Genomic DNA, 19,967 nt, shown 5'->3' on the forward strand with positions numbered 1-19,967 from the left:
TACCCGACCACGCACATCGGAACGGCCACGCGGGCACTTCGCCCCGCGTCCGCCCCGAGTCGGCGGGCCCCGGGGCGGGGCCCGCCGACGGGGTGTCACACCTGGGCGGGGAAGCGTTCCCAGACGCGGTGTTCGCCGAGGAGGGCGATGACCTGCTGAAGGGTCTCCGGGCCGCCGTCACCCACGATCACGCCCGGCGCGTCGGCGGGCACGCCCGCCCCTTCCAGGGCGTCCTCGGCGCCCTTCCAGCCACCGATCGCCTTGCCGTGCCGGAAGACCTCGTTCAGCAGCAGCGCCACCCTGGGATCCTGGCCGGGCCGACCGCCGTTGCCCGTACCCGCCTTGGCGTCCCGGGCGCCGTACGCGTCGTCGCCCAGGCCCGGCGCGCCGGCGACCAGGACGGCGTCGAACTCCACGGACCGGGCGGTGGCGTAGGTGCGGTGCACCGGCAGCTCGCCGTCGCCGTTCCCCAGGAACCCTCCGGTCGGGGCCACCACCAGCGGCACCATGCCCGCCTCGGTGACGGCGTCCCGCACGGCGCGTACGCCGTCGAGGTCGCCGTCCGGGCCGGTGACGATGCCGACGATCCGGCCCTCGGTGGGCCAGGTCCGGCCGACCTGCGACAGCGCGGGGCTGGGTGCCACGTCGGCGAGCGGCACGGTCGGTTCCGGCGCGGGCAGCCCCAGGCCGGCCGCGACCTGTGCGCACAGTTCCGGGTCGATGTTGGCGAGCACGTGCAGCCCGCGTTCCCGGACGGCCGGTTCGTAGCACTTGCCGAGTTCGAAGGTGTAGGCGCCGATGATGTGCTCGCGTTCCACCGGGCTCATGCTGAGCCAGAACCGCCGCGGCTGGCTGAAGTGGTCCGCGAACGACTCGGGCGCCTCCCGCACCTTGTGCGCCGCCGGCACCGGCACGGGCGTCTCGACGTACCCGCCGAGGTCGGCGCCCGGCGCGAACGGGCAGCCGCCGTCCAGGGAGTTGGGCCGGTAGGGGGCGACGCCCCGGTGCACGGCCGTCTGGTGCATGCCGTCGCGCAGCATGTCGTTGACGGGCGCGTGCGTGCGGTTGATCGGCAACTGGCCGAAGTTCGGGCCGCCGAGACGGGTGATCTGGGTGTCGAGGTAGGAGAAGAGGCGGCCGGCGAGCAGCGGGTCGTCGGTGACGTCGATGCCGGGCACCAGATGGCCGACGTGGAAGGCGACCTGCTCGGTCTCCGCGAAGAAGTTCGACGGGTTGCGGTTGAGGGTCAGCAGCCCGATCGGCTGCACCGGCGCGAGCTCCTCGGGGACCAGGTTGGTCGGGTCGAGGAGGTCGATGCCCTCGAAGGTCTGGTCCTCGGTGTCGGGGAAGGTCTGGATGCCGAACTCCCACTGGGGGTAGGCGCCCGCCTCGATGGCGTCGGCGAGGTCCCGGCGGTGGAAGTCCGGGTCGACGCCATTGATGAGCTGCGCCTCCTCCCACACCAGGGAGTGCACGCCGAGCTTCGGCTTCCAGTGGAACTTCACCAGCGTGGTCGCGCCCTCGGCGTCGACCAGGCGGAAGGTGTGGACGCCGAAGCCCTCCATGGTGCGGTACGACCGCGGGATGCCCCGGTCGGACATGTTCCACAGCGTGTGGTGGGTGGCCTCGGTGTGCAGGGTGACGAAGTCCCAGAAGGTGTCGTGCGCGCTCTGCGCCTGCGGGATCTCCCGGTCCGGGTGCGGTTTCGCGGCGTGCACCACGTCCGGGAACTTGATGGCGTCCTGGATGAAGAAGACCGGCATGTTGTTGCCGACCAGGTCGAAGACGCCCTCGCTGGTGTAGAACTTGGTGGCGAAGCCGCGGGTGTCCCGTACCGTGTCGGCCGATCCCCGGGACCCGAGCACGGTGGAGAACCGTACGAAGACCGGTGTCTCGACGTCCTTGGCGAGGAACGCCGCCCTCGTCACCGACGCCGCCGTCCCGTAGCTCTGGAACACGCCGTGCGCGCCCGCGCCCCGGGCGTGCACCACCCGCTCCGGGATCCGCTCGTGGTCGAAGTGCATGATCTTCTCGCGCAGATGGTGGTCCTGCAGCAGGACCGGGCCGCGCGGGCCCGCCTTCAGCGAGTGGTCGGTGTCGGGGCGGCGGTGTCCCTGGGCGTCCGTGAGACAGCGGCCCGCCTGCGCCATCCGGTCCCGGTCGGCCCCGGTGGGCTGCCCGGTCGGAGAGTAGGTGTCCGGGCCGCTCTGGTCCGGCTTCGGCGGCAGCGGACCACGTGCCTCCGTCGGTTCCGCGACCGGGGGAGACTCGGGCCCCGGCTTGCCGGGGACGTCGCCGACGGGGCCCGTGTGGTCGCCGCGCAGCGCGTCGGAGACCTTCTCGGCCGCTCGCTTGAGGGGATTGCTCTCGCCCATGGGTACCAGCCCTTCGCCTGGGGACGCGCACCGTGGCGCGACCCGGGTCATGCCGTGAAACCGTCGTCCACCCGGCCGTCGCACCCGCCGGGGGGCGCCGCGGACCGGGGATGAGACGCCGGACGCGAAGCCTGTACAGCGCCTCCCGCGCCGTCGGCGCTCATGGTCTCGACCGCGTACCCGGCCCGGGGAGGTCGACTCGCACATCCGGCGACCGATCCGGGCGCGGGCGGCTCAGCCGGTGCCGCCGCCGTCCGGTGCCGCCGCGTCCGGACGCAGGAGGAGCAGCGCCACGTCGTCGGCCGGGTCGGAGGCGTGGCCGAGCAGCCGGTCGGCCATGCGGTCCAGGTCGGCGGGGTCCGTGCGGGCGACGAGCCGGGCGAGAGCCTCGACCGCGGCGTCCGGATCGAGGCCGGGGCGCTCGATCAGCCCGTCCGTGTACAGGACGAGGACGCAGCCGGCCGGAAGCCGGTGTTCGGCGGCCGGGTAGCCGGCCTCCCGTTCGATGCCGAGGAGAAGCCCGGCGGGGACCCGCAGCACCTCGGCGCGGCCGTCCGGATGCCGGAGCACGGCGGGCGGGTGCCCCGCGCTGGCCAGGCAGACCCGCCGGCGGGCGAGGTCCAGGTGCAGGTACAGGCAGCTGGCGAACCGGTCGGAGTCGAGGTCGCCGAGCAGCCGGTTGGTCGCGGCCAGCACCTCGCCGGGAGCGGCCCCGGCCGTCGCGTGGCCGTGCACGGCGACGCGGACCTGGCCCATCAGCGCCGCCGCGTCGATGTCGTGGCCCTGGACGTCGCCGATCACGGCGGCGGCGCGGTGCTCGTCGAGACGGATCAGGTCGTAGAAGTCGCCGCCCACCTCCAGGCCGTGTCCGGCCGGACGGTAGCGGGCCACCGCGTCCAGCCCCGGCACGGACGGCAGGCGCCGGGGCAGCAGGGCGGCCTGGAGCCGGTGGGCGACGGTGTACTGGGTGTCGTAGAGGCGGCCTCGTTCGAGGGCCTGGCCCACCAGTCCGACGAGCGCGGTGAGCGCGGCCCGCTCGGAGGGCGGGAAGTGCTGGGGCCGGTCGTAGGCGAGGACCAGGGAGCCGACGGCTCGGCCGGAGGCGATGAGCGGCAGGAACGCCCAGGAGACCTTGTCGTCCAGGTGTTCGGCGTGCGGGTAGCGCTCCTGGAGCTCCTCGAAGCTCCTGAAGAACTGGGCGCTGCCGGTGTCGAGGACGCGTACGGCGGGGGCGTCCTCGCTGAGCGGCAGGTCGTCGAAGCAGGCCATCAGGCCGGGGTCGTAGCCGCGGTGGCCGAGCATGCTGAGCCGGCCGTCACGGGGCGCCATCAGGGCCATCGCCGTGGCGCCTAGCGCGGGCATCAGCTGGTCGGCGGCCTGGTTCACCACGTCCTGGACACCGACGGCCTCGGTGAGGGTGCCGGCCAGGTGCATGAGGTGGTAGAGCAGACTCGCCCGGCCGGGGCCCGCTGCGGTGTCGACGGGGGCGGCCGGCGTCCCGGACGGCGCGGGGAGCGGATCACCGCCGGGGTCGGCGCTCAGGATCCGCACGCTGATGCCCGAGGGGTCCGGATAGAGGTCGAAGACGAGCAGGGCGCCGGGCGGCCGCGTGGCGCTGAAGGATATGGGCCGCCCGCTCATCACGGCGTGGCGGTAGCGGTCCTCCACGTCGGGCACGTCCATCCACGGCAGCGCCTCCCAGGGCGGGGCGCCGATCAGTTCGGCCACGTCCGCCCCGAGCAGCCGGGCCGCCTCCGGCGTGACGAACGTGAACCGGCCGGTCACGTCCAGGGCGCAGGCCCCGCCGGGCAGCCGGTCGATGAACGCGGCCAGTTCGCCCGCCTCGGCGGGCAGCGCCCGCGGATGCGAGGGATGCGGCAGGATGCGCGGCCGCGAGGGCGGACGCTCCCGCTTCTGGTGCGCCCACGCCAGCAGCCCGCCGAGCCGGCGGCAGCCGGCGTCCACGGCGGCGCGCTCGCCGGCACTGAGCCGCGGCGCGTGGCCACCCGGCCACAGCAGCACCAGACCGCCCACCGGCGCGCCGCGGTCGACGAGCGGCGCGGCGGCCAGCGCGAAGTCGTAGGGGAGCACGAGCGCCGTGCGGGGGTAGCGGCGCGCCATCTCCTCCAGGTCACCGACCCACACCAGCCGGCCCTCACGGACCGCGTCGGCCACCGCCACCCGGTCGGCGAGACCGACCCGGGTCCAGGGCACGGCCATCTCGCGCGGTGCGCCCGTCAGCGTCATCAGCCACAGCGCGTCACCGCCGTACGGCAGGACGTAGAGCAGCCCTCTGGAGGCCCCGCTCTGCCGGACCACTTCCAGCAGGGCGGCGTCCAGCGTCTCGGTCGCGGTGTCGTACCGCGCCGCGTCTCGGCTCACACCGCCTCCCAGGGGGGTACGGCAGCCCCGCGGGCAGGGCCCCCTGTCCGCCGTCCGTCCCCTTCGTACCGCGTACCGCTCAACCACCGGGTTCCCTCAAGCCCCCCGTCCACCCGTTCGGGGCAGCGCCTGCCGCCCGGGGCCGTGTCTCTCCCACCCGTGCGGAGGCGCGTCCCGGTGCGGTGGGCAGGGGGCGGGTGTCGTTCCGGCGTGGCGGGAACTCGGCTGCCATGAACGCCGAGCGAGAGATCCGGGGATCGTACTGGCTGGAAACCGCGCCGGGCGGCGCCCCCGCCCCACCGCCCGCAGGGGACGTCTCCGTCGACGTGGCCGTGGTCGGCGGCGGGATCGCGGGCCTCAGCACCGCCTGGGAGCTGGCCCGCCGGGGCCGGGAGGTGGCCGTACTGGAGGCCGACCAGATCGCCGCCGGCGTCACCGGTCACACCACCGCCAAGCTGACGGTGCTGCACACGCTCGTCTACGACCACCTGCGCCGCACCCGCGGCCGCGAGGGCGCCCGGCTGTACGCCGACTCGCAGTCGGCCGCGCTCCGCCGGGCCGCCGAGGTCGTCGCCGACCTCGGGATCGACTGCGACTGGGAGGAAGCGGCGGCCCATACCTACGCCGAGGCCCCCGAGCACGTCGAGGCCCTGCGCGCGGAGGCCGAGGCGGCACGTGAGGCGGGCCTGCCGGCCGAGTTCGTCACCGGGACCGAGCTGCCCTACCCGGTGGCCGGGGCGGTCCGGGTGACCGGCCAGGCGCAGTTCCATCCCGTGAAGTACCTGCGTGCCCTCACCGACGACCTGAAACGGCACGGCGGCACCGTCTACGAGGGCACCCGCGTCACCGGTCTCACCGAAGGCGAACCCTGCGTCCTGGAGACCGACACCGGAGTGTCGGTGCAGGCGCGCGAGGTGGTGGTCGCCACCCACTACCCGATCTTCGACCGTGCCCTGCTCTTCACCCGGCTCTCCCCGCGCCGCGAGCTGGTCGTCGCCGGCCCGATCGACGCGGACCGGGCGCCCCGCGACATGTACATCACGACCGAGCAGAACACCCGCTCCGTGCGCAGCGCCCCCCACGCCGACGGCACCCGTCTGCTGGTCGTCACCGGGGAGCACTTCACGCCCGGCGCCCCCGGCGCCGCGGACGTCGAGGAACGCTTCGCCCGCCTGACCGCCTGGGCCCAGAGCCGCTTCCCGGGCCTGACCCCGACCCACCGCTGGGCCACCCAGGACAACGACTCCACCGACTCCGTCCCCTTGGTCGGGCGCCTCCATCCCGGCAGCCGGCACACCTATGTGGCCACCGGCTTCGGCGGCTGGGGCCTGAGCGGCGGCATCATGGCCGGCCGGCTGATCGCCGACCTCGTGGAGGGCCGGGAGCCCGAGTGGGCCGGTCTGTACGACCCCCGCCGGCTGGCCTCCGTGGTCCGCGAGGGCGGGACCTTCCTCAAGAACCAGGCGCACGTGGCCAAGCACTTCGTCGGCGACCGGCTGCCGTCGGTGACCTCACCCGCGCCCGAGGACCTCGCTCCCGGGGACGGCGCGGTCCTGCGGGTGGACGGCCACCAGTGCGCCGTCCACCGGGACGACAGCGGCCAGTTGCACGCCGTCTCGGCCCGCTGCACCCACCTCGGCTGTCTCGTCGCCTTCAACCGCGCGGAGCGGGCCTGGGAGTGCCCCTGCCACGGTTCCCGCTTCGACCCCGACGGCCGCATCCTCCAGGGCCCGGCGGTCCGGCCACTGGAACCGCGCGAGATCACGTCACGCTGACCGTCGTGGGCGCCCGCCATCAGCGCGGCCGGCTCCTCGGTGCACGGACCACCCGGTCCCCGCGCAGGCCCGTAACCGGTCAGCGGTGGTCTCGGCGAGCTGCACGGCGCCGGGCGAAACCCGGCAGGCCGTTTCGGGCGCGCGGCGCGAGGGCACCCGTGCCAGGCTCGAAAGCACATCGGGCAAGGGGTTCGGCGGCAGAAGGCGAGCAGGGCGTGGTGGTGTCCGACGAGCGGCGGCTCCCGTCGCCGGTCGGCGCGTGGCGGCGCCGTCGCGTGGGACTCGTACGAGCGGCTCCCGGGGGAGTGCGACGAGCGGGACGACACGCGGAGGAGGCCGAGTCATGACCGACAGCGGCGCCGCCGACGCGACCCGCGGGGCACGGCCGGATCCCGGCCACCGGAACCTGCTGTCCGGTCCGCAGCCGGACGTGGCGGGCGCGTCCGGCCACCCGGCCCCGAGGGCGTCGAGGATCGCCAGGTGCTCCTCGGACTGCGGCTGCCGGCCCTGATCGGCGGCCACCACGAACAGCACGGCGGGCACCGGGCCGACCCCGGCCAGCATCGTCGCCACGAACCTCTCGTGGCCCGGCATGCAGGTGGAAGCCGCGGTGCGGGAGAGGAGCCCAGCAGCCGACGGCGACCCGGCCCCGGCGGCGGCCGGTGACGGTTCAGCCGACCGTCCGGACCCCCACGGCCTGCGGGCCCTTGGTGCCCTGGCCGAGTTCGTACTCCACGTGCTGCCCTTCCTCCAGGGTCCGGAAGCCGGTCCCCTGGACCTCCGAGTAGTGCACGAACAGGTCGGCGCTGCCGTCCTGCGGAGTGATGAACCCGTATCCCTTCTCCGCGTTGAACCACTTCACTGTGCCCTGGGCCATCGCCTTTTCCTTCACCTTGCCGCCGCGAACCGATCGTCGTGGACCGCGAGGATGCTCCCCCGGCGCCGCGCCCGGCATTCACCCCGCGCCCGATCACGACCCGACCGGGTGAACCGGCGCCGTGCCGGCAGGGGCACGGCCGCGCTCCGCGCGCTCAGCCGGCGGGCAGGTCGGCTAGGAAGCGTGCGCCCGGACCGGGCCCGGGGTCGTGGGACACCTCGCCCCCGGCGGCGCGCGCCAGCCGCCGCGCCAGCGGCAGCCCGAGGCCGGCGCCGTCGTGCCCGTCGTGGGGGTCGGCGCGGCGGCCCGGCTGGAAGAGCTCACCGACGAACTCCTCCGGCACGCCCGGCCCGTCGTCGGCGACGCTGATCCGCACGCCGCCGGGCGTGCGCCGCACGCCCACGGTCACCGTGGACCCGGCGTAGCGGCCCGCGTTGGCCAGCAACGGGCTGACGATGCGTTCGAGGAGCGCGGGCGCGACCCCGGCCGTCAGCTCCGGATCCGCCGCCTCGACGACGACCTCGACCCCGGTCCGGAACCCGAGGCCTTCGGCCAGCCGGGACAGGACCGGCAGGACCGCGGTGGCACCGGGGGCGGTGGCGGTGTCCGGCGCGCCGTCGCGGGCCTCGCTCAGCAGCGTGTCGCAGATGGCGCGCATGGACCGGGCGGCCTCCGCGATCACGTCGTGGGTGGCGCGGGTCTCCGCGTCGGTGCGCGGCCGGGCCCGCCACCAGTCGAGTTCGACGACGATCCGGGTGAGCGGGGTGCGCAGCTCGTGGGACAGTTCCCCGGTCAGCTGCCGCTCGTGCCGCAGCACGGTCCGGATCCGGTCCAGCAGGCCGTCCAGGGAGGCGCCCAGCCGGGCGAGCTCGGCCGGCTGGCCGGTGCCGCCGAAACGCTCGTCGGAGCCCACGGCGCTCCACTCGGTGGCCTGGTCGGTCATGGTGCGCACCGGGCGCAGCGCCCGTCCGACTGCGAGCCGGGTCAGCGCGTAGGTGCAGGCGAGCATGACGGCGTCCAGGACCAGGGAACCCAGCAGCAGGGTCCTGGCCGAGTTGCGGTACGGGGCGAGGTCCAGGGCCGTGACGACCACGGCCGCACCGGCGTGGCCGGACAGGGGCCGGGAGCACATGCGGACGTGCCGGGAGCCCTCGGCCCGGACCGTCGTGCATCGTGCGCGGCCGCCCGCGGCGAGCCGGTCGGCGGCCCGGGTCAGCGCGCCGTCGGCCGGGGCCGTCGGCGGCTTCTCCAGCAGCCGTGCTCCGGAGTAGATCCACGCGTTGGCGTCGAGGAGGCCGTCGCCCGCGGTCTCCAGCACCCGCACCCGGCGGCCGCCGGTGTCGACGGTCGTGGCGACGGCGGCCGCCCGGGTGTGCAGTTCGTCGTCCGCCTGGTGCCGCAGGTGCCGTTCCACCACGACGTTGAACACCACGGTCAGCACGGCCATCAGCAGCGCGGCGGTGGTGAGGGCCACGAGCGAGAGCCGGCCGCGCAGGGTACGCGGGGCAGGGCGGCGCGGGAAGTGCGTCATGACAGCCGGTGGCCGACCCCGCGGGCCGTGCGCAGGACCAGGTGACTGCCCGCCTCGCGCAGCTTGCGGCGCAGCCGGCTCAGGTACTGGTCCAGGGTGTTGTCGCTGACGTGGGCGCCGGCCGGCCAGGCGGCCCCGACCAGGTCCCGGCGGCTCACGGTGCCGCCGCCCGCCGCCACCAGAGCGGCCAGCAGGCGGAACTCCGTCGGGGAGAGCCCGGTCTCCACGCCGCCGATCCGCACGCCGTGCCGGGTCGCGTCCAGGACCAGGTCGCCGGTCGCCGCCACGGCGGGCGGCCCGGAGCGGCGGAGCGCGACCCGCAGCCGGGCCACCAGTTCGGCGAGGTGGAACGGCTTGGGCAGGTAGTCGTCGCCCCCGGCGGAGAACCCGGACAGCCGGTCGGTCAGGTGGTGGCGCGCGGTCAAGAAGATGACCGGGGCGTCGAAGCCGTTGCCGCGCAGCGCCTGGCACACGTCCCGCCCGTCGGCGTCCGGCAGTCCGACGTCCAGGACGACCGCGCCGATGCCGTCGGCGGCCAGCCGCAGGGCGGTGGCGCCGTCGGGGGCGGGCACGGGCTCGAACCCCTCGTCGGCCAGGCCGCGGCGCAGGACGTCCCGCAACGCGTGATCGTCCTCGACGACCAGGATCTTGTGACGCATCTTCCTCCGTCTTCCTCCGTCGGATCTTCGTACCTCGGCCGGGACGGGGCCGTCCGGGTGGACATCGGCACGGAAACGCCGGCAGGACTACAGGTGTGTAGACGCGACACGCAACTCTAGACGCCGACCGGGTGCGTTCCTGTCGCGCTCTCACCGTATGCCTACCTCTACATGATGTAGTTGCCGTTTGGTCGTATCGAGGCGAGGGAGGTGGGCGTCATGGCCGACGCCTACGGTGCCGGCGCCGGCACCAGGGCACGGCTGCGAAGGGTGACGGACCGGGCGACGCCGCTCCCGGCTCCCGGCGGCACCGGTGCCGGGCCCCGGCAGCTGCACCGCGGGATGACGCTGCTGGCGACGATCAGCCTGTTCATCGGGACGCGGGCCGCCTGGACCACCGCGATGACGTCCGCCCCGCCCGTGGCCGCGGCCATCTCCGTCTGCTACGCCTCGATCCTCGTCTGCGGCGTCCTGTGCCTGACGGTGCGCGACCGGCGCTCGCTGATCCGGGTGGACGCCGTCGTCCTCGCCACCGCCGTCGCCCTGGTGACCTGCGGCTACCTGCTCGACCACGCGGGCAGCGACGAGGGCGTGCTGACCGCCCAGGCCGCGAGCGAGATCCTGCGCGGTCACCCCGTCTACGGTCAGCCCTGGCCGTGGCTCTTCGGCACCCCGCAAGTAGGGATCACCAAGACCATGTCGGGCGGCGCCGACTACACCTACGGCTACCCGCCGCTCACCGCCCTGCTCGCCGCCCCCGTGCACGCCGTCGTCCACTCGACGGCGGCCGCCACCCTGGTCACCACGGCCCTGCTGCTCGCCTCCTCGGTCCTGCTGTGGTTCCTGCTCCCGGCCGTGTGGCGGTCCGCGGCCACCGCCGTCTGCCTCGGCTTCGGCCTGCTGCCCCAGTACGCCTACTACGGCTATCCGGCGATCACGGCCCTCGCCCTGCTCGTGCCCGCGGTGGTCCGCTGGCCGGACACCGGCTCGGGCGGCCGGCTCGGCACCCGCGGCCTCCTGCGGGCGGTCTGCCTGGGCGCCGCCTGCGCCGCGCAGCAGCTCGCCTGGTTCCTGGCGCCGTTCCTCCTGATCGGCCTCTACGCCGTCCGGCGCGGCGAACTCGGCCGCCGCGGGGCGCTGGCGGTCACCCTCCGCTACGCGGGCACCGCCGCCCTCGCCTGGGCCACCGTCAACGCGTACTTCGCCGTCCAGGACTTCTCCGGCTGGCTGCACGGCATCCTGCTGCCGCTCCAGCAGAAGGCGATCCTGCACGGCCAGGGCGTGATGGGCATCTCCTACTACTTCACCGCCGGCAGCAGCCGCCTCGACTACTACTCCTACGGCAGCATGCTGCTCCTGCTCGGCCTGCTCGCCGCGACCGTGCTGTTCGTCCGCCGGCTCGGCCCCGCCCTCACCGTCCTGCCGTGGCTCGCGTTCTACCTGGCCACCCGCTCCCAGGACGGCTACTTCCTGCTGATGACCCCGCTGTGGCTGGCGGCCGCCGCCACGGCCCCGCCCGCCGCGTTCGCCACCGCCTGGCAGCCCGCCCTGCCCCGGGTCACCGGCCGCCGCGCACGGGCCGCACTGGCCGCGGCGCTGCTCACTCCGGCCCTGCTGTGCGTGGCGGTCGCCGCCGCCAGCCCCCCGCCCCTGCGGATGACCCTCGCCGCGCGTCTCGCCACCCGGCACGCGCGCGTGGGCGTCACCGCCGTCGAGGTCCGCGCGGTCAACAGGACGGGTGCCCGGCTCTCCCCGCACTTCGCCAGCCGCACCGGTCAGGGCGCCTCCGACTGGTGGAAGGTCACCGCGGGCCCCGCCACCCTCGGCCCGCACGCCACCGCCGAGTACGTCGTCACCCCGCCGGGCGGTTTCCGCGTCCTGCACGCCCGGACCTACCTCATCGCCGTCACCGGCACCCCGATGACGATCACGACGGCCCGGCTGCCCACCGCGTCGCCCTCGTGACCACCGGGCCGCCCGAGGGGCTTCCGCGAGGGCTCGTCCTACGACAAGTAGGAGGTGGCCGGGTAGCCTTGCCGCAACGACGGCGAGGGAAGGCGGACGGTGGGGTGACGGGCCGTGGGGACGAGGAAGCCCGAGAGGCGTCCGGCAGGCGGGCGCGGGGCGAACTGGAGAGCGATGTGCTCGCGGCGCTCTGGGCGGCCGACGGTCCGCAGACCGCGCGCCAGGTCCAGGACCGGCTACCGGGTGACCTCGCCTACACGACCGTCCTGACCATCCTGTCCCGGCTGTACGACAAGGGCATGCTCGTCCGGCACCGCGAGGGCCGCGGTTACGCCTACGAACCGGCCCGCGACGAGGCGTCGCACACCGCCCAGCGCATGCACTCGCTGCTCGCGGGCGGCTCCGACCGCGAGGCGGTGCTGGCCCGTTTCGTCTCGGAACTGTCCGAGCACGACGAGCATCTGCTGCACCAGCTGCTGTCCGGGCCCTCCGAGGCGCCCGCCGAGAGCAAGAGCCCGCACGGGAAGCGGTGAGCCGGTGCTGGTCAACGTCTACGTCCCGCTCCTCGTCACCGCCGCGCTCGCGGTGCTCGCCCCTCCCGTGGCCCGCCGGCTGCCGCCGCGCCCGGCGGCCTGGGCGCTGGCCTGCGCCGCACTGGTGACGGCGGTCGGCTGGGCGGGTTCGCTCGCCCTGCTGGCGTTCACCGGGGTGGCGCAGATTCCCCAGATCGCCGCGGAGGGCCGCTGGTCCGTTGCCGCGCTGCGCGCCGAGGACCCCGTCTACCTGGTCGTGGCGGCCGTCAGCACGCTGGTGCTGGCGGCGGGCGTCGTCGCACTGGGCGTCGCCGCCGTCCGGCAGGGCCGGCGGCTGGTCCGGTCCCGGCGCGAGTGCGCCCTGCTGCCCGGCGCGACCGAACTGGCCGTGCTCGACGACGACGTCCCCCTGGCCTTCGCGCTGCCCGGCTCGCCGGGACGGATCGTGGTCTCCCGGGGCATGCTCCGCTGTCTCGACGACGACCACCGCGAGGCCCTGCTCGCCCACGAGCGGGCGCATCTGCGCGGCCGTCACCACGTCTTCCAGAGCGTGTGGCGGCTCACGGCCGCCCTCACCCCCCTGCTGAGGCCGGTGGCCGTGGCGGGCGACTTCGTCCTGGAGCGCTGGGCCGACGAGGAGGCCGCCGAGCGGGTCGGGAGCCGTGAGGTGGTCGCCCACGCGGTGGGCCGCGCCGCCCTGGCGTCGGCGGGCGCGGCCCGTCCCGTCGCGCTGGCCCTGACCGGCGGGGCGGTGCCCCAGCGGGTCCGGGCCCTCATGGCCCCGCCGCCCGCCCGCCGGAGCCTGCCCCTGCTCGCGGGCGGGCTGCTGCTGGCGGTCTGCTGCGGGAGCCTGGCCAACGCCGCCTCCGACAGCGACCGGATGCTGGACAGCGCCCAGTGGGCACTGTGCTCGGCGCACGCCCCCGCCGGCACCGCCGCCACCGCCGCGCCGGCCGGCCACGCTCACGACGACGAGCACGGCCCGGACGGCTGCCGCGTGGACCGCGACCACCTGGAGCGCGCCCAGCGGCACCTGTGAGCCGCCCCCGCTCGCCGCTGCCTCCTGCCGCGCCCTCCTGCGCGCCGCCGTGCGGACGGGCGCCCGCCGACCGAGCATGGCCGGAGGCTCCGAGGCGCCGTCGGTGCGCCACCCGGTAGGGTGACCGGGGATCTACGCCTCGTAGTCGGGGAAGGTGGGACGATGCCAGGGACCTCGTACGCGGCGGCCTCCCGTGCCGTCCGGCCGTCCGACGCCGCGCCGTGGTACCGGCGGGACGCGCCCTGGCTCGCCGCGGTGGCGGCCGGGTACACCATCGCCCAGCTCGTCCTCGTACGCCCGGGGATGGGACTCGGCTGGGACGAGTCCGTCTATGTCAGCCAGGTCAGCGGGCACGCCCCGGCCGCCTTCTTCAGCGCTCCCCGATCCCGGGGTGTCTCCCTGCTGGTGGCGCCGGTCGCCTCCTGGTCGTCGTCGACGCCCCTGCTGCGGGTGTACCTCGCGGTCCTGACCGGCCTCGGTCTGTTCCTGGCCCTGCGCGCCTGGCGCGGCCTGCTGCCGGTCCGCGTGCTGGTGCTGGGCGGCGGGCTGTTCGCGTCGCTCTGGGTGACGCTGTTCTACGGCCCGCAGGCCATGCCCAACCTCTGGGTCGCGCTCGCCGCGCTCGCCGCGGTGGGGTGCTTCCTGCGGACGCAGGCGGACCGGAGCCGCCCGGGGCCGCTCCTGGGGCTCGCCGCGAGCGCCGCCCTGATGGCGCTGATGCGCCCGACGGACGCCGTGTGGGTGTGCCTGCCGCTGCTGGCGGCGCTGGTGGCGGTACCCCGGTGGAGGCACGGCCGGGCGCTCCTCGCGCTCCTCGGCGGACTGGCGGCGGGCGCCGCGGAATGGGTGATCGAGGCGTACGTCAGCTACGGCGGCCTCGTCCGGCGGCTCTCCGCGGGTTCCGACGTCCAGGGCGGCCTCGGCTGGCACAACGCCGTCGTCGACCAGGTACGCAGCCTGAGCGGTCGTACGCTGTGCCGCCCGTGCACGGGGGCGGCGCCCAGCATGGCCGTGACCCTGTGGTGGTTCGTGCTGCCGGTCCTCGCCGTGCTCGGCCTGGTGGTGGCCGTCCGGGCGCGCCGCGCCACCCCCACCGCGCTGCTCTGCGCCTGCGCGGCCACGGGCGCGTTCCCCTATCTCTTCCTGATCGGCTACGCGGCCCCGCGCTTCCTGCTGCCCGCCTACGCCCTGCTGTCCCTGCCGGTCGCCGGCGCGCTGCTCTTCCTGGTGTCGGCGCCGCGCGGCCACTGGCGCACGCTCGCCGTCACCGCGGTGGCCGTCGGCGTCGCCGGGCACCTGGCCGTCCAGGCGGTGGTGCTGGAGCGCCTGGTGGACCGTACGACCGCCGGCCACCAGCGCTGGGCACGGGTGGCCGCGGCCCTGCACGACCACGGTGTGCGCGCGCCCTGTGTGCTCACCGGGAACGACCCGACGACCCCCTCGATACCGGTCGCCTTCTACGCCGGGTGCGCCTCCGCCGACACCGGCGGCAACAACGAGAACACCACGCCGGCCGCCCTCGTACGGATCGCGGGCCGGATGCCGGTCGCCTTCCTCACCACCGAGGACGGGGGACCACCGCGGTACGGCCGGGACTGGCGACGGGTCCACCTGGACGGCCGGGTGTACGCCTACCTCGCCCGCTGAAGCGGCCTGCGGGGCGCTCGGTTCAGCGGGGGTCGCCGGCCGCCGGAGCGGCCTGCGGGGCGGTCCCCGGCACGACGGCGGGGCCGGCCGTCAGCAGCGGGCGCAGCGCCCCCTGGCTCAGGGAGCCGATCAGCGGAGCGGCCCAGCGGCCGAGCGCCAGGCTGACGAGGAAGGCGACGGGGAGGGCGAGGACGGCGGAGCCGAGGACGTCGTGCGGGTAGTGGGCCCCGACGTAGACCCGGCTGAAGCCCTCCAGGACGGCGAACCCGGCGGCGACGACGGTCAGCCGGCGGTCCAGCAGGAACAGCGCGGCCACGCTCGCGGCGGCGACCGTGGCGTGTCCGCTGGGGAAGGCGTAGTCGCTCGGCGCCGGGCAGCTGTCCACGAAGTAGGCGTGGGGCAACGAGCGGCAGGGCCGTACCTCGGCCACGATCTTCTTCACGACCTCGGCGGCGGCGAAGGCGGTCAGTACGGCGACCGGCGCGGCCAGCGCGAGGGTCATCGCGCGCGCGTCCCGGCGCCGGGCCCGCCACCAGCCCAGGACCATGAGGACCGCGAAGACTCCCAGACCGAGGTTGGTCCACACCTCCATCGGGGTGTTGAGCCACTTGGTGTCCCGGGCCAGGTCGGTGACCGAGGTGAACCACGAGCCGTCGATGCCGGATCCGTCGAGGGCCAGGTGTGCGGTGGCGGCCGCGGTCATAGCGGGACGTCCTTCCGTCTGCCGGTGACATCCCGGTGTGGTCGCGGTGATGTCGAGATGATCGCCCGGTAAATCTACTACATCTTGTAGGGGTTGGGCGGCCGGTGCGCGGCGGCCCGTTCCGGCGCCCGCCCGGATGAGCGTTCCCTAAGTTCTACATCATGTAGTAGCTTCACCTCGCGGTGCCACCGCGGTCGCGGTCCATGCCCCGCAGTCCCCAGCCCTAAGTCCGTCAGGAGGCTGATCGACCGTGCTCCACTGTGACGATCCGGTGCCGGATCCGGCACCGCCGCCGTCCCTCGCGCCGCCGCAGGGGACGACGGACGGCGGCCGGATCGCGATCATCTCCGCGAGTGTCGGCGCGGGGCACGACGGCGCCGCGGCGGGACTGGCGGCACGGCTGGCCGCGCAGGGTTTCCAGGTGGACCGGTACGACTTCCTCGACCTGCTGCCCGCCGGTGCGGGCCGGCTGCTGTGCGGCGCCTACCACTACATGCTGACCTGGGCTCCCGCGAGCTACCAGCGCCTGTACGCGGCCACCGACCGGGCGGCCCGCCCCGGCGCCGTGTGGCGGGCGTTGTTCCGCGCCGCCGAGCCGCGCACCCTGCGGGCCCTCGCGCCGGACACCCGCGCCGTCGTGTCCACCTACCCCGGGGCCGGCCAGGTCCTCGGTGCGCTGCGCCGACGCGGCCTGCTGACCGTTCCGGCCCTCACCTACCTGACCGACTTCTCCGTGCACGCCCTGTGGGTGGCCCCGGGCATCGACGCCCATCTGGCCGTCCACCCGGTACCGGCCGCCCAGGCGCACGCCCGGGGCGCGGCGGCCGTCACCGTCGCGGGCCCGGTCACCGATCCGCGCTTCACCCCGCCCGCCCCCGGCCGGCGAGCCGCCGCCCGGCTGCGGTTCGCCCTGCCCGCGCACACGCCCCTGGCCCTGCTGGTGGCCGGCTCCTGGGGAGTCGGCGCCGTGCGCCGCACCGCCGCCGAGATACGCCGGACCGGAGCGGCGGTCCCGGTGGTGGTCTGCGGACGCAACCAGAGCCTCGCGGAACAGTTGCGCCGGGACGGCGTCGAGCACGCCTTCGGCTGGGTGGACGACATGCCCGGCCTGATGCACGCCTGCGACGTGCTGGTGCAGAACGCCGGCGGACTGACCTCCCTGGAGGCCTTCGCCGCCGGGCTGCCGGTGCTCAGCTACCGCTGCATACCCGGTCACGGCCACACCAACGCCGCCGCCCTGGAGGAGGCGGGCCTGGCGCCCTGGATCCGCGACCCGGCCGACCTCGGACCCGTACTGGCCGAACTCCTGGCCGGACCGCGCGGCCGGACCCAGCGCGCGTCCGGGCTCGCCCTGCACCGCTCCGCCCCGGGACCGGTACCCGCCATCGCCGCCAGGGTCCTTCCGACGGATCTCCGCGGCGTCGCGACGCCCGGCACGCACGCACCGAACGCCGCTCCTTCTGTCACGGGGATCCGCCAGAAGGGCCCGGGATCCGGCCCCCGGACCAGCCCGCCCGCCCCACCGGCCCGGCCCGCGCCGAAGCACCCGCGAGGCCGCCGGCGCGGCGCCCTGACGGCCGCCGCCGTGGCCGCCACGCTCTGTCTGGGCGTCGCCACCCCGCTCGCCCACGCCTTCACCGAGACCCCGGCCCGCTTCACCGCCGTGGCCCACTACCTGGACGGAGCCGGACGATGACCCCCTCACGTCTCGCCCGCGGCACCGCGCTCGCCTCGGCGGCGGCACTGCCCGCCCTCGCCGCCCTGCACGCCGCACCCGTGATCTCCACCTTCGGCCCGCTGCGCAACCGGGTCATGCCCCGCCTGGCCGGGCAGGGCCGCCCCGACCACGTCGCCCTCACCTTCGACGACGGCCCGGACCACCTGTCCACCCCGCACTTCCTCACCCTCCTCGAAGCACGTCGGGTGCGCGCCACCTTCTTCCTGCTCGGTTCGATGCTGTCCCGCTCGCCCGGACCGGCGAAGGACATGGCCGCCGCCGGACACGAGATCGCCGTCCACGGCTGGCACCACCGCCCCCTGCTGCTGCGCGGCCCCCGCGCCACCTACGACGACCTCGCCCGCGCCCGGGACGCCGTGGCCGACGTCACCGGCAAACCACCCACGCTCTTCCGGCCGCCGTACGGCGTGCTGACCACCGCCGCCCACCTGGCCTGCCGGCGGCTCGGCCTCACCCCCGTGCTGTGGACCTGCTGGGGCGAGGACTGGCGCGGCCGGGCCACCCCCCGGTCCGTGCGGGACACCGTCCTGCGCGACCTGCGCGGCGGCGGCACCGTCCTGCTGCACGACTCCGACTGCACCTCCGCCACCGGCTCCTGGCGCACCACCCTCGCCGCCCTGCCGCGCATCCTCGACACCTGCGGGGACCGCGGCTGGCAGGTGGGCCCGCTGCGCGAGCACGGCGTTCCCGGCCTGCCCCGGTAGGCCCCGTCGGAGCGCCGACGGCTCGCTCCGACGGCTCACTCCGCGTGCGGGCGGGCCAGGCCGTGGTCGTAGGCGAAGATCACGGCCTGGACGCGGTCGCGGGCGCCGATCTTCGCCAGGACCCGGCCGACATGGGTCTTCACCGTGGACTCCGACACCACGAAGCGGGCGGCGATCTCGCTGTTGTTCCAGCCCTTGCCGATGGCCACGAGAATCTCGCGTTCGCGTTCGGTCAGGGCGCCCAGCCTCGGGTTCTCACCGGCATCGCCCGCCGGGGGCGGCACGAGGCGGGAGAACTCGTGCAGGAGGCGGCGGGTGAGGGAGGGCGCGATCACCGCGTCACCGGTGGCGACGGCCCGGATGCCGGCGATGAGCTCCTCGGGGCGCGCGTCCTTCAGGAGGAAACCGCTGGCTCCCGCGCGCAGGGCCGCGTGCACGTACTCGTCGAGGTCGAAGGTGGTCAGCACGAGGACCCGGGAGCGGTCGCCCGCGGCGGTGATCCGGCGGGTCGCCTCGATGCCGTCCATGCCGGGCATCCGGACGTCCATGAGCACGACGTCGGGACGGAGCTCGGCCGCCATGCGGACCGCTTCCGTACCGTGCGCGGCCTCGCCCACGACGTCCGTCTCGGCGACCGAGTCGAGGAGCAGGTGGAAGGCGTAACGCTGGAGCGGCTGGTCGTCCACGATGAGTACGGTCGTCACCGGCCACCGCCCTGCGGGGTGAGGTCGAGGACGGCCTCGACCGTCCATCCCGCGTCGGCGGGGCCCGCCGTGAGGCTCCCGCCGTACAGAGCCGCCCGTTCGCGCATGCCCACCAGACCGTGTCCTTCCTCGTTCACCGGGCCGGTACGGCGGCCGGCCCCGGGAGGGCCGGTGTCCTGCACCGTGATGGTCAGCCGCGACTCGTCCACGACGATCGCGAGGTTCACGCGGGTGTCGGCCCCGGCGTGCTTCAGGGTGTTCGTCAGGGCTTCCTGGACGATGCGGTAGATCGTCAGCTGCACGCCGCTGTCCAGGGCGTCGACGTCGCCCGCGGTCCGGTAGAGGACCTCCAGCCCCGCGGCGCGCACCCCCTCGCACAGCGCGTCGAGGTCGGCCAGGCCAGGCTGCGGGCTGAGCTCGGGTTCGCCCCGCGCGCCGTCCGACGCCTCCCGCAGCACCCCGAGCACACGTCGCAGCTCGCCGAGCGCCTGCCGGCCCGTGTCGCCGATCAGCCGCAGCGCCTCCCGGCCCCGGTCCGGAGCGTGGCCCGTGGCGTAGGCGCCGGCGTCGGCGAGGGTGATGATGACGGCCAGGTTGTGGCCCACGATGTCGTGCATCTCGCGGGCCACCCGGGCGCGCTCGGCCGCGGCGGCCAGCCTGCTGCGCTGGTCGCGCTCCACCTCCAGACGGGTGGCCCGGTCCCGCAGCGCCGCGAGCTGGGCTCGCCGGATGCGGACCACGAGGCCGAGCGCGAGCGCCGCGGTCGCGGTGCTCAGCAGGAAGAACAGCGCGTCCCAGAACGGCACCACCGCCGACACCCGCGCCGCGACCAGCGCCATCACGCCCGTCATGACCCCGCAGGCCCAGGGCAGCTGCCGCAGCCGCCCGTGCAGGACGAGGCTGTACAGGGCTATGACCAGCGCGACGTCCGCACGCAGCAGGACGTCGAGCGACCACTGGAGCACGAAGACGGCGGCCACGGTGCCGAAGGCCGCCGCGGGCCTGCGCCGGCGCCACAGCAGGGGCAGCACCAGGCCGGCCTGCAGGGCGAGCATCGCCGTGACCGGCAGCTGGGTGAACGCCAGCCGCAGGTGGTGCGGCTCGTCGCCGTCGGGGCCGCCGCCGGCCCGCAGCAGGTCCGGCAGGCAGAACAGCAGGAAGACCAGCGTCACCACCGCGGTGTCCAGCACCCACGGACGGGCCCGGTCGGCATGCCGCAGCCGCTGGCCCGCCCGGGAGAACCGGGCGACCAGCGGCCCCATCCCGCCGAGGTCGTCGGCGGTCGCGGTGGCGGGCGCGGTGACCTGGGAGGTCACGGAGGTCACGGGGGTCACC

General features: G+C 75.3%; 16 protein-coding genes and 1 pseudogene. 8 read left to right on the forward strand and 9 right to left on the reverse strand.

The genetic code is table 11. The features are described from left to right. Window positions 1-95: 95 nt before the first annotated feature. Entirely contained in the window at window positions 96-2,375 is a 2,280-nt protein-coding gene (locus tag ACZ3KP_RS12555; RefSeq protein WP_467498805.1) for a catalase, read from the reverse strand. A 234-nt stretch (window positions 2,376-2,609) separates the two neighbouring features. Then, a complete protein-coding gene (locus ACZ3KP_RS12560) occupies window positions 2,610-4,757 on the reverse strand; it encodes a SpoIIE family protein phosphatase (RefSeq protein WP_467498807.1) in 2,148 nt (715 codons plus the stop codon). 230 nt (window positions 4,758-4,987) lie between these two features. On the opposite strand from ACZ3KP_RS12560, the gene ACZ3KP_RS12565 reads away from it, so the two are divergent. Together ACZ3KP_RS12565 and ACZ3KP_RS12570 are read left to right on the forward strand one after the other, a co-directional pair. Beyond that, the gene (locus ACZ3KP_RS12565) at window positions 4,988-6,532 is read left to right on the forward strand and encodes an FAD-dependent oxidoreductase (RefSeq protein ID WP_467498809.1); all 1,545 of its coding nucleotides are present in this window, start codon (window positions 4,988-4,990) and stop codon (window positions 6,530-6,532) included. A gap of 343 nt (window positions 6,533-6,875) precedes the next feature. Next, entirely contained in the window at window positions 6,876-7,043 is a 168-nt protein-coding gene (locus tag ACZ3KP_RS12570; RefSeq protein WP_467499281.1) for a hypothetical protein, read from the forward strand. On the opposite strand, the pseudogene ACZ3KP_RS12575 reads toward ACZ3KP_RS12570, so the two are convergent. The 4 genes and pseudogenes from ACZ3KP_RS12575 to ACZ3KP_RS12590 form a co-directional block, all read right to left on the reverse strand. Beyond that, window positions 6,989-7,126, reverse strand: a pseudogene (locus tag ACZ3KP_RS12575) (GTP-binding protein); the annotation flags it as partial. The gene ACZ3KP_RS12570 and the pseudogene ACZ3KP_RS12575 sit on opposite strands and share 55 nt — an antisense overlap. A gap of 76 nt (window positions 7,127-7,202) precedes the next feature. Further along, window positions 7,203-7,409 (reverse strand): cold-shock protein, encoded by a 207-nt coding sequence (locus ACZ3KP_RS12580; protein WP_132889969.1) that lies wholly within the window; start codon window positions 7,407-7,409, stop codon window positions 7,203-7,205. Between the two features lie 154 nt (window positions 7,410-7,563). Next, window positions 7,564-8,940 (reverse strand): sensor histidine kinase, encoded by a 1,377-nt coding sequence (locus ACZ3KP_RS12585; RefSeq protein ID WP_467498812.1) that lies wholly within the window; start codon window positions 8,938-8,940, stop codon window positions 7,564-7,566. Continuing rightward, complete coding sequence (locus ACZ3KP_RS12590; protein WP_467498814.1) at window positions 8,937-9,599, reverse strand: response regulator transcription factor; 663 nt, start codon at window positions 9,597-9,599, stop codon at window positions 8,937-8,939. Before ACZ3KP_RS12590 ends, ACZ3KP_RS12585 begins: the two co-directional genes overlap by 4 nt. A gap of 219 nt (window positions 9,600-9,818) precedes the next feature. Between ACZ3KP_RS12590 and ACZ3KP_RS12595 the strand changes: the two genes are divergently transcribed. The 4 genes from ACZ3KP_RS12595 to ACZ3KP_RS12610 all read left to right on the forward strand — a co-directional run bounded on the left by ACZ3KP_RS12595 (window position 9,819) and on the right by ACZ3KP_RS12610 (window position 14,783). Next, window positions 9,819-11,564: a hypothetical protein gene (locus ACZ3KP_RS12595; RefSeq protein ID WP_467498816.1), complete on the forward strand. Its 1,746-nt coding sequence runs from the start codon at window positions 9,819-9,821 to the stop codon at window positions 11,562-11,564. Window positions 11,565-11,668: 104 nt separating this feature from the next. Beyond that, the gene (locus ACZ3KP_RS12600) at window positions 11,669-12,097 is read left to right on the forward strand and encodes a BlaI/MecI/CopY family transcriptional regulator (RefSeq protein WP_467498818.1); all 429 of its coding nucleotides are present in this window, start codon (window positions 11,669-11,671) and stop codon (window positions 12,095-12,097) included. A gap of 4 nt (window positions 12,098-12,101) precedes the next feature. Further along, entirely contained in the window at window positions 12,102-13,136 is a 1,035-nt protein-coding gene (locus ACZ3KP_RS12605; protein ID WP_467498820.1) for a M56 family metallopeptidase, read from the forward strand. A gap of 162 nt (window positions 13,137-13,298) precedes the next feature. Further along, the gene (locus tag ACZ3KP_RS12610) at window positions 13,299-14,783 is read left to right on the forward strand and encodes a hypothetical protein (protein ID WP_467498822.1); all 1,485 of its coding nucleotides are present in this window, start codon (window positions 13,299-13,301) and stop codon (window positions 14,781-14,783) included. 22 nt (window positions 14,784-14,805) lie between these two features. On the opposite strand, the gene ACZ3KP_RS12615 is transcribed toward ACZ3KP_RS12610, so the two are convergent. Then, window positions 14,806-15,486, reverse strand: a complete 681-nt coding sequence (locus ACZ3KP_RS12615; RefSeq protein ID WP_467498824.1) for a phosphatase PAP2 family protein — start codon at window positions 15,484-15,486, stop codon at window positions 14,806-14,808. A gap of 250 nt (window positions 15,487-15,736) precedes the next feature. On the opposite strand from ACZ3KP_RS12615, the gene ACZ3KP_RS12620 reads away from it, so the two are divergent. Further along, on the forward strand, window positions 15,737-17,182 hold the full coding sequence (locus tag ACZ3KP_RS12620; protein ID WP_467498826.1) for an MGDG synthase family glycosyltransferase: 1,446 nt from the start codon (window positions 15,737-15,739) through the stop codon (window positions 17,180-17,182). Then, entirely contained in the window at window positions 17,179-17,928 is a 750-nt protein-coding gene (locus ACZ3KP_RS12625) for a polysaccharide deacetylase family protein (protein ID WP_467498828.1), read from the forward strand. Before ACZ3KP_RS12620 ends, ACZ3KP_RS12625 begins: the two co-directional genes overlap by 4 nt. A gap of 35 nt (window positions 17,929-17,963) precedes the next feature. Here the strand turns inward: ACZ3KP_RS12625 and ACZ3KP_RS12630 are convergent, their stop codons facing one another. Both ACZ3KP_RS12630 and ACZ3KP_RS12635 read right to left on the reverse strand, forming a co-directional pair. Continuing rightward, entirely contained in the window at window positions 17,964-18,632 is a 669-nt protein-coding gene (locus tag ACZ3KP_RS12630) for a response regulator (RefSeq protein ID WP_467498830.1), read from the reverse strand. Then, complete coding sequence (locus tag ACZ3KP_RS12635) at window positions 18,629-19,894, reverse strand: sensor histidine kinase (RefSeq protein ID WP_467499252.1); 1,266 nt, start codon at window positions 19,892-19,894, stop codon at window positions 18,629-18,631. Before ACZ3KP_RS12635 ends, ACZ3KP_RS12630 begins: the two co-directional genes overlap by 4 nt. Window positions 19,895-19,967 lie beyond the last annotated feature (73 nt).

It is taken from the genome of Streptomyces sp. NPDC020958 (assembly GCF_055562175.1).

Bases quoted from the DNA above. Each gene is read 5' to 3' on its own strand.
- ACZ3KP_RS12625 (WP_467498828.1), top strand. From the start codon at position 17,179: ATGACCCCCTCACGTCTCGCCCGCGGCACCGCGCTCGCCTCGGCGGCG.
- ACZ3KP_RS12580 (WP_132889969.1), bottom strand. From the start codon at position 7,409: ATGGCCCAGGGCACAGTGAAGTGGTTCAACGCGGAGAAGGGATACGGG.
- ACZ3KP_RS12585 (WP_467498812.1), bottom strand. From the start codon at position 8,940: ATGACGCACTTCCCGCGCCGCCCTGCCCCGCGTACCCTGCGCGGCCGG.
- ACZ3KP_RS12565 (WP_467498809.1), top strand. From the start codon at position 4,988: ATGAACGCCGAGCGAGAGATCCGGGGATCGTACTGGCTGGAAACCGCG.
- ACZ3KP_RS12555 (WP_467498805.1), bottom strand. From the start codon at position 2,375: ATGGGCGAGAGCAATCCCCTCAAGCGAGCGGCCGAGAAGGTCTCCGAC.
- ACZ3KP_RS12615 (WP_467498824.1), bottom strand. From the start codon at position 15,486: ATGACCGCGGCCGCCACCGCACACCTGGCCCTCGACGGATCCGGCATC.
- ACZ3KP_RS12595 (WP_467498816.1), top strand. From the start codon at position 9,819: ATGGCCGACGCCTACGGTGCCGGCGCCGGCACCAGGGCACGGCTGCGA.
- ACZ3KP_RS12635 (WP_467499252.1), bottom strand. From the start codon at position 19,894: ATGGGGCCGCTGGTCGCCCGGTTCTCCCGGGCGGGCCAGCGGCTGCGG.
- ACZ3KP_RS12610 (WP_467498822.1), top strand. From the start codon at position 13,299: ATGCCAGGGACCTCGTACGCGGCGGCCTCCCGTGCCGTCCGGCCGTCC.
- ACZ3KP_RS12570 (WP_467499281.1), top strand. From the start codon at position 6,876: ATGACCGACAGCGGCGCCGCCGACGCGACCCGCGGGGCACGGCCGGAT.
- ACZ3KP_RS12590 (WP_467498814.1), bottom strand. From the start codon at position 9,599: ATGCGTCACAAGATCCTGGTCGTCGAGGACGATCACGCGTTGCGGGAC.